Below are 14,466 nucleotides of genomic sequence, written 5' to 3'. Positions count from 1 at the left end.
GCGGGAGCACGAAGAGAGGTACACGGCCGCAAGTATCGCCGCCGGGACTGACATCCGCACAGGCCTTGACTCGATCTTGTTCGGATTGCAGCCCACCCTTCGTACAGCGGTGGCCCGTTCGGACGGCAGCGCGATCGCGGCGCTCCGCGCTGCCCCCCTGACCATGAATACGCGGCCGGTGTGTGTTCGGTTCCCTTTCGAATGCGCCGGTACGCGGGGTATGTGCGAGGGGTGGTCTTTTCGGGCGCGGGTGAGTGGGGGCCGTTCGCGCCGTTCCCCGCGCCCCTGGGCCGCGGGGCTGCGCCCCGGCCCCCCATCAAACGCCGGTCAGCCCCAGGCCTTTACGGGCGCGGGGAACGGCGCGACCAGCCCCCACTCACCCGCAGCCGAAAAGACCACCCGGGGTCTGGGGGGGGCGAAGCCCCTCAACCCCCCTCGTAGAAGGCCCGTACGCGGGTGTGGATCTCGGTGGGGGCGTGGAGGTGGTCCAGGCCCAGGAGGGCGGCGCCCAGTACGGGGCGGGACGAGATCACCTGGGGGACCGCCTTGGGAGCCTGGGCCGACAGGAGTTCGCGGATCCGGTCGTCGAGTTGGGGGTGGCGGGCGGCAAGGACACCGCCTCCCAGGAGGACGGGGGTCTCCTCGGCGAGGAGGTCGAGGCGGGTCAGAGCGACCGTGGCCATCGCGACGACCTCGTCCGCGAGCCGGTCCACGAGAGCGCGAGCGACCTCGTCACCCTCCGCCGCCGTCGCGAACAGCACCGGAGTCAGTTCATACCGGCGGTCGTGCTCGATGTGCTCCAGGTGCAGCGCCTCGATCAGGGCGTACATGGAGGACAGGCCGAAGTGGGCCGGGAGGGTGTGGGACAGGGCCGTGGGTCCGCCCCGGCCGTCCTCCGCGCGGGCCGCGTACCACAGGGCCTCCTCCGCCAGGCCCCAACCACCGCCCCAGTCCCCGGAGATCCGGCCGAGCGCCGGGAAACGGGCGGTGCGGCCGTCGGGACGCATGCCGACGCAGTTGATACCCGCGCCGCACACGACGGCGACCCCGCGCGGCTCCGCTATCCCGGCGCGCAGGATCGCGAACGTGTCGTTGCGCACCTCCACGCTCGTGCCCCACGCGCGCGCGTGCAGCGCGGCCGCCAACTGCTCCTCCTCCACGGGAAGATCGGCGTTGGCGAGGCAGGCCGAGACATGGGTCACGGAGTCGACGCCCGCCTCGGCGAAGGCGCGGGCGACGGCCTCGCCCACGGTGTCCACGGCCGTGGCGACCCCGACCGTCGGCGGCCGGAATCCCCCGCCGCGCGCGGCCCCGATCACCCGCCCGTCCGTGGACACGACCGCGACGTCGGTCTTGCTGTTCCCCGCGTCGATGGCCAGGACCATGCCCGCGGGGTCGGATCCGGCGGCCGTCCCGGCGCCGGGTCCGGATGACGTCATGCCCACGCGAGGTGCTCCCGGTTGTGCGCGATCAGTTGGTCGGTGAGGGCGTCGGCGTACTCGTACTGGCCGATGAGGGGGTGGGCGAGGAGGGTCCGGAAGACCCGGTCGCGGCCGCCGCGCAGGGCGGCTTCCAGGGCCAGGTCCTCGTAGGACGTCACGGCCGCCATCAGCCCCGCGTACAGGGGGTCGACCGGCAGGACCGGCAGTGGTGTCGGGCCGTGCGGACCGACGGCCGCCTGCACCTCGATCACCGCGTCGTCCGGGAGGAAGGGCAAGGTGCCCCTGTTGTAGGTGTTGACCACCTGGTAGGGGCTGCCGCCACCGCCGAGCAGCGCGGCGGCGAGGTCGACGGCCGCCTCGGAGTAGTACGCGCCGCCCCGCTTGGAGAGCAGCTCCGGCTTCTCGTCGAGCGCCGGATCGCCGTACATCTTCAGCAACTCCCGCTCCATCGCGGCGACCTCCGCCGCCCGTGACGGCTTCGTCCGCAGCTCTCGTACGACCTCGTCGTGCGCGTAGAAGTAGCGCAGGTAGTAGGAGGGGACCACGCCCAGGCGGTCCACGAGGGTGCGCGGCAGGCGCAGGTCGTCGGCGATCGAGTCGCCGTGCTCGGCCAGCAGCTTCGGCAGGACGTTCTCGCCCTCGGGGCCGCCGAGGCGCACCCCGGTCTCCCAGCTGAGGTGGTTGAGACCCACGTGGTCCAGATGGACGTCCACGGGGGCGACGCCGAGCATGCCGGCGAACTTCCGCTGGAAACCGATCGCCACGTTGCACAACCCGACCGTCCTGTGGCCCGCCTGGAGCAGCGCGCGCGTCACGATCCCGACCGGGTTGGTGAAGTCGATGATCCAGGCGTCGGGGTTGGTACGGCGGACGCGCTCCGCGATGTCCAGCACCACCGGCACCGTGCGCAGCGCCTTCGCCAGACCGCCCGCGCCCGTCGTCTCCTGGCCGATGCAGCCGCACTCCAGCGGCCAGGTCTCGTCCTGCTCGCGGGCCGCCTGGCCGCCGACGCGCAGCTGGAGCAGGACCGCGTCGGCGCCTTCGACGCCCGCGTCCAGGTCCGAGGTCGTGACGATCCGGCCGGGGTGCTCCTGCTTGGCGAAGATGCGTCGCGCCAGGCCGCCCACCAGCTCCAGGCGGTCGGCGGCCGGGTCGACGAGGACCAGTTCCTCGACGGGCAGGGTGTCCCGCAACCGGGCGAAGCCGTCGATGAGTTCGGGTGTGTAGGTCGACCCTCCGCCGACCACGGTGAGTTTCATGTGTGTGTCAACCCTTCACTCCGGTGAGCGTGACGCCCTCGACGAACGCCTTCTGTGCGAAGAAGAACACGAGGATCACGGGGGCCATGACCAGCACGGTCGCGGCCATGGTGAGGTTCCAGTCGGTGTGGTGCGCGCCCTTGAACGACTCCAGCCCGTAGGAGAGGGTCCAGGCGCCGGGGTTCTCGGAGGCGTAGATCTGCGGGCCGAAGTAGTCGTTCCAGGCGTAGAAGAACTGGAAGAGGCCCACGGCGGCGATACCCGGCTTCGCCATCGGCAGGACGACCTTCAGCAGGGTCTTCAGGTCCCCGCAGCCGTCGACCTTCGCCGCGTCGAGGTACTCGTTCGGGATGGTCATCAGGAACTGGCGGAGCAGGAAGATGGAGAACGCGTCACCGAAGGCCATCGGGATGATCAGCGGCCACAGTGTGCCGGACAGGTCCAGCTGTTTCGCCCAAAAGAGGTACATCGGGATGATGACGACCTGCGGCGGCAGCATCATCATCGAGATGACCAGCATCAGTGACAGGTTCCGGCCCCGGAAGCGGAACTTGGCGAGGGCGTAGGCCACCGGGATCGACGACACGACCGTCAGGACGGTGCCGGCACCGGCGTACAGCAGTGTGTTCTTCCACCAGGTGAGGAAGCCGGGGGTGTCGAAGACCTTGCGGTAGTTGCCCCACTCCCAGGTGTGCGGGATGAGATCGCGGCTGAGTGCCTGCGAGTCGCTCATCAGGGAGGTCAGGAAGACGAAGACGAAGGGGAGGACGAAGAAGAGGGCGGCGGCGACGCCGAGGGCGTGGATCGCGACCCACTCCAGGAGCGCCTTGCGGCGGGCGGTGCGCTCGGCGGGCGAGACCGGGGCCCGCAACTCCACGGGCTTGTCGAGTACTTGTGTCATGGCTGTCAGTCACCTGCCTGGATGAGACCGCCCCGGCGCCGCATCAGGAACGCGGTGAACACCATGGACAGGGCGAAGAGCACGAGCGCGACCACACAGGCGGAGCCGTAGTCGAAGCGCTGGAAGCCGAGGTTGTAGACGAGCTGCGGCAGGGTGAGCGTCGACTTGTCGGGGTAGCCGGGCTCGAACTGCGTACCGGCGCCCTGGATGACGCCCGACGCGACCTTCCCGGCGATCAGTGGCTGGGTGTAGTACTGCATGGTCTGGATCACGCCGGTGACCACGGCGAACATCACGATCGGCGAGATGTTCGGCAGCGTGACGTACCGGAACCGCTGCCAGGCCGAGGCGCCGTCCAGCTCCGCCGCCTCGTACTGCTCCGTCGGTACGTCGAGCAGCGCGGCCATGAAGATGACCATCAGGTCGCCGATGCCCCACAGGGCCAGCAGGGTCAGGGCCGGCTTGGACCAGCTGGGGTCGTTGAACCAGCCGGGGGCCGGGATGCCGACCTTCTCCAGGATCGAGTTGACCGGTCCCGTACCGGGGTTGAGGAGGAAGGCGAAGGCCATCGTCGCGGCGACGGGCGGGGCGAGATAGGGGAGGTAGAAGAGGGTGCGGAAGACGCCCGTGCCCGTCTTGATCTTCGTGATCAGCAGGCCCACGCCGAGTCCGAAGACGACCCGCAGGCTGACCATGACCAGCACCAGCCACAGGGTGTTGCGCAGCGCGGGCCAGAACAGCGGGTAGTGCTCGAAGACGTAGGTCCAGTTCTTCGTCCCGCTCCACGTCGGCGGTTTGAAGCCGTCGTAGTGCATGAACGAGAAATAGACGGTCGAGAGCAGCGGATAGGCGAAGAAGACCGCGAAGCCGATCAGCCACGGCGACATGAAGGCGAGGGTGCGCAGCGCCGATCGGCGCCGCTTCGAAGCCAGAGTGACGGTGCTCATGTCCGTGCCCGTCTACTACTTCGCCTGCGCGATGTCCGTGTCGATCTGCGCGGCGGTCTTCTGCAGACCCGCCTTCAGATCCTTCGCCTTGCCGCTCTCGTAGTCGTATCCGAACTGCTGGATCGTCACGAGGTAGGTGCCGCCGTTGATGGACGCGGGAGTCGTCGTCGAGTTCGGGTTCGAGGCGATGTCCAGGAACGTCTTGAAGCGCGGGTCGTACTTCAGTTTCGGCGACTTGAGCGCGGCCAGCGTGGAGGGGACGTTGTGAATCGCGTTGGCGAAGCCGACCACCGCGTCCGTGTCCGTGGTCATGTATTTGACCAGTTCCCAGGCCGCGTTCTGCTTCTTGCTGGTGGCCGCGATGCCCGCGATGGTGCCGGTGATGTAGCCCTTGCCGTACTGGTCGGCCTGGTCGTCGGGAACGGGCAGCGGGGCGACGCCGATCTCGAAGTCCGGCTTGGCCTCCTCGGCCATGCCGAGCCGCCATTCGCCGTCCAGCTGCATGGCGACCTGGCCGGTGTGGAAGGGGTGCTTGGGGCCCCATTCGTCACCGAGCTTGGAGCGGTACTTGTCCAGCTTCTGGTAGCCGCCGAGTTCGTCGACGAGCTTCTTCTGGAGGGTGAATCCGGCGGTGAAAGCGGGGTCCTTGGCGAGGGTCGACTTGCCGCTGCTGTCGAAGTACGTCGGGGAGAACTGCCCGAAGTAGTGCTCGGTGGTGGACTCCCAGCCGTGGTAGTTCGGCATGAAGCCCAGCTGGGAGTAGGAGTCGCCCTTGGAGACGGTGAGCTTCTTCGCGTCCGCCTCGAATTCGGACCAGGTCTTCGGGGGGCTGGAGATCCCGGCCTTCTTGAATGCGTTCTTGTTGTAGTAGAGGCCGTACGCGTCACCGAGCAGCGGAACCGTACAGCGGTTGCCGTCGAACTGGCTGTACTCGTTCATCGCCTTCGGGAAGGTCGTCGTCGGGTCGATGCCCGCCTTCTTGAAGAAGGGGTTGAGATCGACAAGGGCGCCGGAGGAGCAGAACTTGCCCACGTTGTTGGTGGTGAACGAGGAGATCACGTCGGGAGCCTTGTCGCCGCCGGAGCGCAGGGCCTGGTTGATCTTGTCGTCGGTCATGTTGGCGACGATGTTGACGTGGATGTTGGGGTGCGCCTTCTCGAAGCCCGCGACCAGGGCCTTCACGCCCGCGATCTCACCGGGCGCGCTCCAGGCGTGCCAGAAGTTGATCGTCGTGTCCTTGGAGGCGTCGTCGCTCGCGCCCGAGGGCGACTGGCCGGTACAGGCGGTGGTGAGGAGGGCGAGCGAGGCGGAAGCGGCGAGAGCTGTGGCGACTTTCCTGGATATTCCGGGCATGGCGGGGTCTCCCTACGGCAGGGCGGCGGTGGTGGTGGTGTTCGCGGGACGATTCGCGGGACGGGGAGTCGGTCGAGGGCTGGGACTCAGCGGGAGGTGTCGAAGACCTCGTCGCGGGTGGCCGCCAGCGCGCTCTCCAACGCGCCGCGCAGCACGGGGTGTTCGTGTACGTCGCCGACCACGAGGCGCGGTCGGGAGGCGGCCAGCTCCTCCAGCTCGGCCTGCACCAGGACGCGCAGCGGTTCGCCGCCGGCGGTGAGCGAGGCGCCGCTGAGCACGACGAGTTCGGGGTCGAGCACGGAGACGAGTGAGGCGAGACCGGTGGCGAGACCGGTCGCGTACGTCTCCAGGAGCCGCAGGTGCGGCCCCTCGTTGATGCGGGCGGCCTGTTCGACGAGGGCGGCGGCGACCTCGGCGTAGGGCCCGCTCGGCACCGGCTGGATGCCCAGCTCGCGGGCGAGCTTGGGAATGGCCTGGGAGCCGGCCAGCTCCTGGTAGCCACCGCTGTTGGCCTTGGTCACCTGGCGTACGAGGGGTGCGCCGGGCACGGGCAGGAAGCCGACCTCGCCCGCGCCGCCGGTCCAGCCGCGGTGCAGTCGGCCGCCGAGGACGAGGGCGGCGCCGAGGCCGCCCTCGTTCCACAGCAGTACGAAGTCCTCGTGCCCGCGCGCCGCCCCGAGCCGCTGCTCGGCGATGGCCACCAGGTTGACGTCGTTCTCGTACTCGACGGGCATCGGCAGCGCGGCCGCGAGCTCGTCGAGGAGGCTGGGGGAGTGCCAGCCGGGCAGGTGGGAGGCGTACCGCAGGCGGCCGGTGTTGGGGTCGAAGGCGCCGGGTGTGCCGATGACGAGCCGGTGGACGTCGCCGCGGGCCAGCCCCGCCGCCTTCACCGCGCCGTCGAGGGCGTCGGTGATCTGGCGTACGACGGGCTGTGCGGGGTGCCGGCCCGGGGTGGGCAGCTCGTACTCGCCCACGGTGCGGCCGGTGACATCGGCGACGGCGGCGAGGATGCGCTCGGGCGTGACGTCCAGGCCCGCCGCGTGGGCGGCCCTCGGATTGACGGCGTACAACTGGGCGTTGGGGCCCGGCCGCCCCTCGCTCGTGCCGGTGGCCAGCACGAGTCCGGCGGCCTCCAGCCGGGCGAGGAGCTGGGAGGCGGTGGGCTTGGACAGCCCGGTCAGCTTTCCGATCCTGGTCCGCGAGAGCGGTCCGTGCGCGAGCAGCAGATCGAGGGCGGCGCGGTCGTTCATGGCGCGCAGGACGCGCGGGGTGCCCGGCGTACCGGCGGATCCTGCCATGTTTGTCGACACCTGCCTTTCAACTGCCCAGTCGCTCAGCTTCCCAGGGTGGCCGCGGGGAAGTCCACTGCAAGATCATTGTTAGGAAAGTTTCCTATTGGTGGGAGGAAGGTAGGCCGCGGGCCACGGAGGCGTCAAGAGAAACCGCCCCCGAGGCAACAGAGTCGTTACCTGGGCCGGAGGTCCGCATCCTCGCCCCGGAGTTCCCCCGGACGCACGAAGTCGCCCCCGCCGCAGACGAATCTGTGTGCCGCGGGGGCGACTTGCGGTGAGCCGGGGGAGGACCCGGCCTCGTTTACTTCACGTCGACGTAGTCGCCCGTGGCCGTGGCGGTGCCCGTGGTGGTCGTGCCCGCGAAGCTGTAGCGGTACGAGCCGTCGGCGGAGGCCTTGACCGTGGTGGTCAGGGCGCCCTTGGAGCCGGAGGTCACCGTCTTGACGGTCTTGTAGGCGGTGGCGCCCTTGGCCTTGAACTGGAGGGCGACCGGCTGACCGGTGTAGCCGGAGTACTTGGCGGTCTCCCAGTCGGCGCGGGTGAGCGCGCCCTTGACGGTGAGGGTCTTGCCCTTCTTCACCGGCTCGGGGGTGGCGTCGGTGGTGAGCTTGGCGGCGCGCTTGATCTGCGTGGTGCCGAGGCCGCCCCACATGTCGTAGCCGTAGTTGACGCTGATGTGGTTGCCGGAGTCGTCGGTGGTCGAGGTGCTGAGGCCGTAGAAGCCGGCCACCTTCCAGGTACCGGCGTCCGACGCGCCGAAGAAGTAGTCCTGCGGCTCGATGGCGATGACCTCGGTGCAGGAGTCGGTGACCGTGGTGGCGGTCGTCGAGGTCGTGGTGCAGCTGGGGACGTCGTCCGACTCCATCTCGTTCTGCATCTTCGAGAGCGACGATCCGCGGTAGAGCGCGATGCCCGCGATGCCCGTCTTGTTGTCGATGACGAGGTCGACCGGGTGGGTCAGGGTGTACGTGATCGGGACCCTCACCGTGCTGGTGGTGCCGACAACGATCGCCTTGCCGTTGTTGACCACCACGTGGGAGAAGGTGAGGTCCGGCGTGGCGGCCGACGCGGACGGCACGACCAGGGCGGACAGGGCCAGGGCACCGGAAACGGCGGCGCCGATGGCGAACTTGCGCATGGATTCCCCACATTCGAAGCGGGCCCCTGGGCGTGGAGCTCCAGAACAAGGGCCGCTGTTGGGGCGACAGTAGACGTCCTCCGGATGTGGCCGAAATACGGGGGGTATGTGAAGGAGATTAATTTCGAGGGCGCGCTCCGGACGCATCACGGCTTCGTCACGATCGGCAGATGCGCAGGTGGGACGGGGTGCGGAGCTTTGAGGTGATCTGCGGCGTTGGGGACGGTGATGCGACGTCAAAGGGGGATGGTGGCGGCGGTGATATCCGGTCACCTTCACAGGTTCTTGTTCATAGGATCCGGCCACATGAGAGTGAACCGTTTGGTGCGGGGTGGGGCGGGACGGGGGCCTCGCGCATGAAGCCCGTGAAGCTGCTGATGGCCTGCTGGCGCGCGGCCGCGGCCAAGTGCGTGCCGTTGGCGCTCACCCTGATGCTCATCGACCTTGTGAACGACGGTCTCACCTGGGATTCCGTGAGCGGGGAACTGGTCTTCAGCCCTCTGACATGGGGGATCCTCACGTTCGCGACGGCGGCCGTCGGGGTCCGGTCGCTGCGGCGGCGGGCCGGTGCGGCCGGCATCCCGCTCTCCGTCGAGGCGCTGGACGACCGGCAGACGCACGTACTGCGCCCGGTGCCGGTCTCGGACGGGTGGCAGGAGCGGGTCCGCGAAAAGCTGGCGGCATCGGAGCGGGCGTTCCTCGTCGCCGAGAAGGGCCACGAGGAGATCCACTTCCGGTGGCGTCCCGGGCGGGGGAAGCAGTCCGTCTGGGGATCGATGTCCTTCGACGCGCCCTCGGGAGACGTCGTCCTCGACGTCCGGGACGGTGAGGGACTCCTGGGGGTGGCCGGACTGGGCAAGGGGTCCTCGTTCGCCGCGGTCTGTCAGATAGCCGGGGCGACCGGGCTGGCGTCCGGGACCGCCCGTGGCTGAGCAGTCGTGGTACGGCGTTCGGTGTGTCTTCCGCCATCGTGAACTGGGCGTCTACGAGGAGCGGGTGACGCTGTGGACCGCAGGCTCCCTGGACGAGGCCATCGGCCGAGCGGAGGCCGAGGCGGGTGAGTACTGCGCGGCGCTGGGGGAGGCCGAGTACACGGGCTTCGCCGAGGCGTTCCGGATGGACGGGGTGCCGGGGGAGGGGGCCGAGGTCTTCTCGCTCATGCGGGAGAGCGACTTGCCTTCTGGCGCCTACGTGGGGAAGTTCTACGCGACGGGGCGAGAGCGGACCGGCTGACGGCTGAGCGGGTGAGGCCGAGCGGCCGGTCGACGAGATCGCCGTACGTGAGCCGATGGCTGATGCCGGAGCTGTGGACTTGCTCGTACGTGAGAGGGGGGCGGCGCCCGGAACACCCGGGCGCCGCCCCCTCACACGTACGGCCGGGGCCTACTTCGGTGCGCTCGACGCGGCCGGGGCCGAGGCGGGGGCCGGGATGGGGGCGGTCGCCTCCGACTGCGGGGAGGCCGGGTTGCCGAGGACCGACGGGGCCGCCACCGCGGCGGTCGGGTCGATGGGCTCCGCCTCCGGGGGCACCGTGGGGCCGCCGACGATGCGGATGTCCGCGGCGTCGAAGGCGCGCTTGACGCGCCAGCGGAGTTCGCGTTCGACGGAGAGGGACTTGCCGGGCATGGTCTTCGCCGAGAGACGGACGACCATGGAGTCGAGCAGGACGCTGTCCAGACCGAGGACCTCGATCGGACCCCACAGGCGCTCGTTCCAGGGCTCTTCCTTGGTCATCGCCTCGGCGACCTCGTCGAGGGTGCGCTTCACCTTGTCCAGGTCCTCGTTCGAGCGGACCGTGACGTCGACGCCGGCCGTGGCCCAGCCCTGGGAGAGGTTGCCGATGCGCTTGACCTCGCCGTTGCGGACGTACCAGATCTCGCCGTTGTCGCCGCGCAGCTTCGTCACGCGCAGGCCCACCTCTATGACCTCGCCGGAGGCGACCCCCGCGTCGATCGTGTCGCCGACGCCGTACTGGTCCTCAAGGATCATGAAGACGCCGGAGAGGAAGTCCGTGACCAGGTTGCGGGCGCCGAAACCGATCGCGACACCCGCGACACCGGCGGAAGCCAGCAGCGGGGCCAGGTTGATCTGGAACGTGCCCAGGATCATCAGCGCGGCGGTGCCCATGATCAGGAAGGACGCGACCGAGCGGAGGACCGAGCCGATGGCCTGCGAGCGCTGCCGGCGGCGCTCGACGTTCACCAGCAGGCCGCCCAGGGCCGTGCCGTCGACCGCCTGGACCGTGCGGGTCATGCGATCTATCAGCTTGGTGATCGCCCGCCGCACCACCACTCTCAGCACCCCCGCGATCACCAGGATCAACAGGACGCGCAGACCGATCGCCAGCCACGTGGACCAGTTCTGCTCGACCCAGCTGGCGGCGTTGGTCGCGCTCTGCTGGGCGTCCTGAAGCGTGGCGGTCGTCGGGTCCGTCGTCGCCGAGGGGGACGGCGACGGGGTGGACCCCGAAGCCAACAGGGCGGTCAAGAACACGGAAGGTACCTCCAGGCGTAGCGGTCCGCCCGCGGCTCGGGGACATGTGAGGACAGCGGCGGGCAGAACCACCACACTAACGGGGCATCGTGTGTGGATCGTTGCAATGTTCGAGGGAGAGACCCTACTCACCTGGGGATGAAAGAGGGTGTGGTCGAAAACACTCCCAGCCCGTTACCGGGACATGGTGGCGCTTCCACCAGGCAAGAGGGGAGACTGACTGCAGATCGTCCCGGCGCGAGCCACGCGCCGCCGGCGTACAAGGAGGCATCCGTGCCGCACGTCCTGGTCCTCAACGCGTCGTACGAGCCACTCGGCGTCGTACCGCTCCGCCGCGCGCTCGTCCTCGTCCTTGAGAACAAGGCCATCTGCCTCGAGGAATCCGGCGCCTTTATGCACAGTGCAACCGTTACTGTCCCCGCACCCAGCGTGGTCCGGCTGAAGAGGTTCGTACGGGTCCCTTACCGGGGGCCCGTTCCGCTGACCCGTCGGGCACTGTTCGCCCGCGACGGCGGCCGGTGCATGTACTGCGGTGGCGTCGCAACCAGCGTCGACCACGTCATCCCGCGCTCCCGCGGAGGTCAGCACGCCTGGGACAACGTGGTGGCGTCATGCCGCCGCTGCAACCACACCAAGGCCGACCGCCACCTGGTCGAGATCGGCTGGCGCCTGCGCCACAAACCCGCCCCGCCGACGGGGCTCGCCTGGCGCATCATCGGAACGGGGCATAGGGACCCGCGCTGGCTGCCCTACCTGCAGCCGTACGGCGCGGAGGATGCGATGGCCCGGATCGACGGCATTTCCGCCTGACGATCCGGGCCTTTGTGTTCCCTGCGGCTCTCCCGCCGTGACCCTGTCGTGCCGTTCCGGCTCCCCAGGAGGACCCCCGTGCCTTCCGGGGAGCCGGCCGTGCCCGCGGGGCGGACGGTATGCGGGTCACGCATTTCAGGTGCAGGGCGGCTCAGGTGTGGCACAGCCTTGGTGGAGCGTGGCTCAGGTGCGGCGCGGCCCTGGTGGAGCGTGGCTCAGGTGTAGCGCAGCTCCGCCGGGTGCACGGAGCGGCGCAGCAGCGGCAGTGACGTGGCCGCGGCGAGCAGACACGCCGCGTAGACGGCTACGGGCACCAGCAGCGGCATGAGCAGCGGTACGGATCCCACGCCCGCGGCGACCGACGCGTACCCGGCGCCGATGCCCAGGCCGCCGAGGCCCGCCAGCGCGACCGCCGGGGCCAGCGGCAGGGCCGTCTCCAGGAGCAGCGCCCGGCCCAGTACCGCCGCCGGTACCCCGGCGGCGGCCTGCGCGGCCAGGCCACGGCGGCGGGTGGCCAGGGACTCGGCGGTACCCACAGCGAGGCCGGAGAGGGTGATCGCGAGGGCGATCAGGACGGCGGCGCCGGTCAGGTTGATACCAGTGGTGTAGAAGGACATGCTCGCGGCGAGTGAGTCGGGCCCGCGTCCTTCGAGCTCCTGGAGCAGCACCTGGCGGATGCCGAGGAAGCCGGTTCCCACGACGGTCACCAGGAGGACGGCGGCGTGGCTGCGGGCGGCGGCCCACGGGTCCTCGCGCAGGCGTTCGGCGGCGATCAGTACCGCCGGGTTCCCGGTACGGGCCGGGAGTCGACGTCCGATGCGCCGGGCCGTGGCGCCGGTCAGCCAGACGGCCCCCATACCGGTGACGATCACCAGGGCGAAGGCCAGCGGCGGGGCCGTACTGAACCCGCCGAAGGTTGTTGGTGCCATCACGATTCCCACGGTCAGCAGGAACAGCGACGCCACCAGGAAAGCGCCCCCCGGGCCCGGACCCGTCCGTGGGTGCACCCGGCGCACCCAGCCCAGCGGCGAGGCGACCACACGGCGCAGGGCGAGCGTGCTCACCAGTGCGCCCAGCGCGGGTACGGCGACCGTGATCAGCGCGAACCCGGCCCACACGACGGCAGGCGGACGCTGCCACTGGCTCAGCAGGAGCAGCGTGGAGAAGACCGCGGCGACCGCCGAGCCCACGAGGCAGGCGAGCCCGGCCTCCAGCGCGGCGATCCGCCGCACCTGGGCCGCGGAGGCCCCCGCCAGCCGCAGCCCGGCCAGCCGTCGGTCGCGGTGCACGGCACCGATGCGGGCGCACTGTCCGAGGAAGCCCAGCACCGGTACCAGCAGGAGCAACAGCGCGAGGACGATGCCCGAGCGTTCGCCGGGCTGGTCCAGCAGGCCGTTGCCGAGGGACACCCGGTGCTGTCCGTCGAGCGAGGCGACCGCGGCGGCGGCCAGGCCGAAGCCCGTGGCGAGCCCCGCGCCCACCGCCGTGAGCGTGACGCGCCACCACTCCCGCCGGTCGGAACCGTGGGTCAGCAGCAGCGCGAGCCGCAGTTCTGTCCTCATCGGGACACCTCCACGGAGGTCCCGGCGGTGAAGGCCTGCGCCGCGTCGTCGACCACGAGCCCGTCGCGCAGCGCCACCTCGCGGTCCGCGTACGCGGCGACCCGGGCGTCATGGGTGATCAGCAGGACGGCGGTGCCGGACTCGCGGGCGGTGTGGGTGAGGGCGGTCATGACCTGCTCGCCCGCGAGCGAGTCGAGCGCGCCGGTCGGCTCGTCCGCGAAGACGATCCGCGGGCCGGTGACGAGCGCCCGCGCCAGCGACACCCGCTGGGCCTGGCCGCCGCTCATCTCGCCGGGCCGCAACGCCTCCTGCCCCCGTACGCCGAACCGCTCCAGCCACTCACCGGCCTGCTCCCGCGCCGCCGTACGCGCGGTGCCCGCGAGGAGCAGGGGCAGCGCCACGTTGTCGAGGGCGGTCAGCTCCGGGATCAGCTGCCCGAACTGGAAGACCACCCCGAAGTCGGTACGGCGCAGCTCGCTGAGCCGGCTCTCGGGGAGCCGGTCGAGGCGTTCACCGGCGTAGTCCACGGTGCCCTCGTCGGGACGGACGATCCCTGCCAGGCAGTGCAGCAGCGTGGACTTGCCGCTGCCGCTGGCCCCGGTGACGGCCAGGATCTCGCCGGTCCGCAGTTCCAGGGTGCTGCCGCGCAGTGCCGGGGTGGAGCCGTGTGTCTTGACGAGGCCTCGGGCCGCCAGCAGCGGAGTGTCCCTGGTGCTGCTCGTACTGCTGCTCATGCTGCGTCGACCTCCGCGGTCAAAGTGGTGAGCCGGGCCGCCGTGGTGTCCATCCAGCGGAGATCGGCGTCGAGGTGGGTGAGGGCGTAGTCGGCGGAGAGCACGGTCGCGAGATCGGCGCCCGGGCTCGTCTTCACCGCGGTCAGTTCGCGCATCCGCGCCATGTGCGCGGCACGCTGCGCCCGCAGATAGCCGGCGGCGTCCGTCGAGGCGAGGATCCCGACGACGACCTTGGCGAAGATCTCGTTCGTCACGAAGGGCGCGGGCGGGGCGATCTCCGCGGCCCAGTGGGCCAGTTCACGGGTCCCGTCCTCGGTGGAGCGGTACATGGTGCGCTCCGGGCCGCCGTCCGAGTCGGTCCCGTCGAGCTCGGCGAGTCCGTCGCGGACCAGGCGCTGCAGGGTCGTGTAGACCTGCCCGTAGGCCAGCGGGCGGGCCTGCGGGAAGCGTTCGTCGTGGCGTCGCTTGAGGTCGTAGCCATGGCTCGGGCCTCCGGCGAGCAGCCCCAACAGGATGTGACGGGTGCTCATGGAGA

The 14,466-nt window shown here is 70.2% G+C and carries 14 protein-coding genes; 3 read left to right on the top strand and 11 right to left on the bottom strand.

Going from position 1 to position 14,466, the window contains the following annotated elements:
- Positions 1–425: 425 nt before the first annotated feature.
- From AQJ27_RS19640 to AQJ27_RS19610, 7 genes are all read right to left on the bottom strand, one after another.
- The gene (locus tag AQJ27_RS19640; RefSeq protein ID WP_235613479.1) at positions 426–1,439 is read right to left on the bottom strand and encodes an N-acetylglucosamine kinase; all 1,014 of its coding nucleotides are present in this window, start codon (positions 1,437–1,439) and stop codon (positions 426–428) included.
- Positions 1,436–2,701: a 6-phospho-beta-glucosidase gene (locus AQJ27_RS19635; RefSeq protein WP_067370327.1), complete on the bottom strand. Its 1,266-nt coding sequence runs from the start codon at positions 2,699–2,701 to the stop codon at positions 1,436–1,438. Before AQJ27_RS19635 ends, AQJ27_RS19640 begins: the two co-directional genes overlap by 4 nt.
- A 7-nt stretch (positions 2,702–2,708) precedes the next feature.
- Entirely contained in the window at positions 2,709–3,602 is an 894-nt protein-coding gene (locus AQJ27_RS19630; RefSeq protein ID WP_067370324.1) for a carbohydrate ABC transporter permease, read from the bottom strand.
- A 5-nt stretch (positions 3,603–3,607) separates the two neighbouring features.
- A complete protein-coding gene (locus AQJ27_RS19625) occupies positions 3,608–4,549 on the bottom strand; it encodes a carbohydrate ABC transporter permease (RefSeq protein ID WP_067370321.1) in 942 nt (313 codons plus the stop codon).
- A 15-nt stretch (positions 4,550–4,564) separates the two neighbouring features.
- Positions 4,565–5,902, bottom strand: coding sequence for an ABC transporter substrate-binding protein (locus AQJ27_RS19620; RefSeq protein WP_067370318.1), 1,338 nt, complete (start codon positions 5,900–5,902; stop codon positions 4,565–4,567).
- Positions 5,903–5,988: 86 nt separating this feature from the next.
- Complete coding sequence (locus tag AQJ27_RS19615; RefSeq protein ID WP_067370315.1) at positions 5,989–7,200, bottom strand: ROK family transcriptional regulator; 1,212 nt, start codon at positions 7,198–7,200, stop codon at positions 5,989–5,991.
- Between the two features lie 295 nt (positions 7,201–7,495).
- Positions 7,496–8,332: a hypothetical protein gene (locus AQJ27_RS19610; protein WP_067370312.1), complete on the bottom strand. Its 837-nt coding sequence runs from the start codon at positions 8,330–8,332 to the stop codon at positions 7,496–7,498.
- 356 nt (positions 8,333–8,688) lie between these two features.
- Here AQJ27_RS19610 and AQJ27_RS19605 point away from each other — a divergent pair, with 356 nt between their 5' ends.
- Positions 8,689–9,264 carry a hypothetical protein gene (locus AQJ27_RS19605; RefSeq protein ID WP_067370308.1) on the top strand — a complete coding sequence of 192 codons (576 nt, stop codon included), beginning with the start codon at positions 8,689–8,691 and terminating at the stop codon, positions 9,262–9,264.
- The gene (locus AQJ27_RS19600; RefSeq protein ID WP_067370305.1) at positions 9,257–9,565 is read left to right on the top strand and encodes a hypothetical protein; all 309 of its coding nucleotides are present in this window, start codon (positions 9,257–9,259) and stop codon (positions 9,563–9,565) included. Before AQJ27_RS19605 ends, AQJ27_RS19600 begins: the two co-directional genes overlap by 8 nt.
- A 150-nt stretch (positions 9,566–9,715) precedes the next feature.
- Here AQJ27_RS19600 and AQJ27_RS19595 read toward each other — a convergent pair whose 3' ends face one another.
- The gene (locus tag AQJ27_RS19595) at positions 9,716–10,825 is read right to left on the bottom strand and encodes a mechanosensitive ion channel family protein (protein WP_235613478.1); all 1,110 of its coding nucleotides are present in this window, start codon (positions 10,823–10,825) and stop codon (positions 9,716–9,718) included.
- Positions 10,826–11,098: 273 nt separating this feature from the next.
- Between AQJ27_RS19595 and AQJ27_RS19590 the strand changes: the two genes are divergently transcribed.
- Positions 11,099–11,635 (top strand): HNH endonuclease, encoded by a 537-nt coding sequence (locus AQJ27_RS19590; protein ID WP_067370302.1) that lies wholly within the window; start codon positions 11,099–11,101, stop codon positions 11,633–11,635.
- Between the two features lie 215 nt (positions 11,636–11,850).
- On the opposite strand, the gene AQJ27_RS19585 is transcribed toward AQJ27_RS19590, so the two are convergent.
- Genes AQJ27_RS19585 through AQJ27_RS19575 form a run of 3 tightly spaced genes read right to left on the bottom strand, consistent with a single transcriptional unit; the run spans position 11,851 to position 14,461 of the window.
- On the bottom strand, positions 11,851–13,197 hold the full coding sequence (locus AQJ27_RS19585; RefSeq protein WP_067370299.1) for an FtsX-like permease family protein: 1,347 nt from the start codon (positions 13,195–13,197) through the stop codon (positions 11,851–11,853).
- The gene (locus AQJ27_RS19580) at positions 13,194–13,931 is read right to left on the bottom strand and encodes an ABC transporter ATP-binding protein (protein WP_067370296.1); all 738 of its coding nucleotides are present in this window, start codon (positions 13,929–13,931) and stop codon (positions 13,194–13,196) included. The genes AQJ27_RS19585 and AQJ27_RS19580 overlap by 4 nt, the downstream gene beginning before the upstream one ends.
- Positions 13,928–14,461 (bottom strand): PadR family transcriptional regulator, encoded by a 534-nt coding sequence (locus tag AQJ27_RS19575; protein WP_067370293.1) that lies wholly within the window; start codon positions 14,459–14,461, stop codon positions 13,928–13,930. Before AQJ27_RS19575 ends, AQJ27_RS19580 begins: the two co-directional genes overlap by 4 nt.
- Positions 14,462–14,466 lie beyond the last annotated feature (5 nt).

It is taken from the genome of Streptomyces olivochromogenes (assembly GCF_001514115.1).
Classification (GTDB): Bacteria; Actinomycetota; Actinomycetes; order Streptomycetales; family Streptomycetaceae; genus Streptomyces; species Streptomyces olivochromogenes.
This window is presented reverse-complemented; position numbering and strand designations above follow the sequence as displayed.

What these genes read in the sequence shown, in the direction of transcription:
- AQJ27_RS19630 (WP_067370324.1), bottom strand. Translation starts at nt 3,602, where the DNA reads ATGACACAAGTACTCGACAAGCCCGTGGAGTTGCGGGCCCCGGTCTCG.
- AQJ27_RS19610 (WP_067370312.1), bottom strand. Translation starts at nt 8,332, where the DNA reads ATGCGCAAGTTCGCCATCGGCGCCGCCGTTTCCGGTGCCCTGGCCCTG.
- AQJ27_RS19620 (WP_067370318.1), bottom strand. Translation starts at nt 5,902, where the DNA reads ATGCCCGGAATATCCAGGAAAGTCGCCACAGCTCTCGCCGCTTCCGCC.
- AQJ27_RS19605 (WP_067370308.1), top strand. Translation starts at nt 8,689, where the DNA reads ATGAAGCCCGTGAAGCTGCTGATGGCCTGCTGGCGCGCGGCCGCGGCC.
- AQJ27_RS19640 (WP_235613479.1), bottom strand. Translation starts at nt 1,439, where the DNA reads ATGACGTCATCCGGACCCGGCGCCGGGACGGCCGCCGGATCCGACCCC.
- AQJ27_RS19585 (WP_067370299.1), bottom strand. Translation starts at nt 13,197, where the DNA reads ATGAGGACAGAACTGCGGCTCGCGCTGCTGCTGACCCACGGTTCCGAC.
- AQJ27_RS19635 (WP_067370327.1), bottom strand. Translation starts at nt 2,701, where the DNA reads ATGAAACTCACCGTGGTCGGCGGAGGGTCGACCTACACACCCGAACTC.
- AQJ27_RS19575 (WP_067370293.1), bottom strand. Translation starts at nt 14,461, where the DNA reads ATGAGCACCCGTCACATCCTGTTGGGGCTGCTCGCCGGAGGCCCGAGC.
- AQJ27_RS19615 (WP_067370315.1), bottom strand. Translation starts at nt 7,200, where the DNA reads ATGGCAGGATCCGCCGGTACGCCGGGCACCCCGCGCGTCCTGCGCGCC.
- AQJ27_RS19580 (WP_067370296.1), bottom strand. Translation starts at nt 13,931, where the DNA reads ATGAGCAGCAGTACGAGCAGCACCAGGGACACTCCGCTGCTGGCGGCC.
- AQJ27_RS19625 (WP_067370321.1), bottom strand. Translation starts at nt 4,549, where the DNA reads ATGAGCACCGTCACTCTGGCTTCGAAGCGGCGCCGATCGGCGCTGCGC.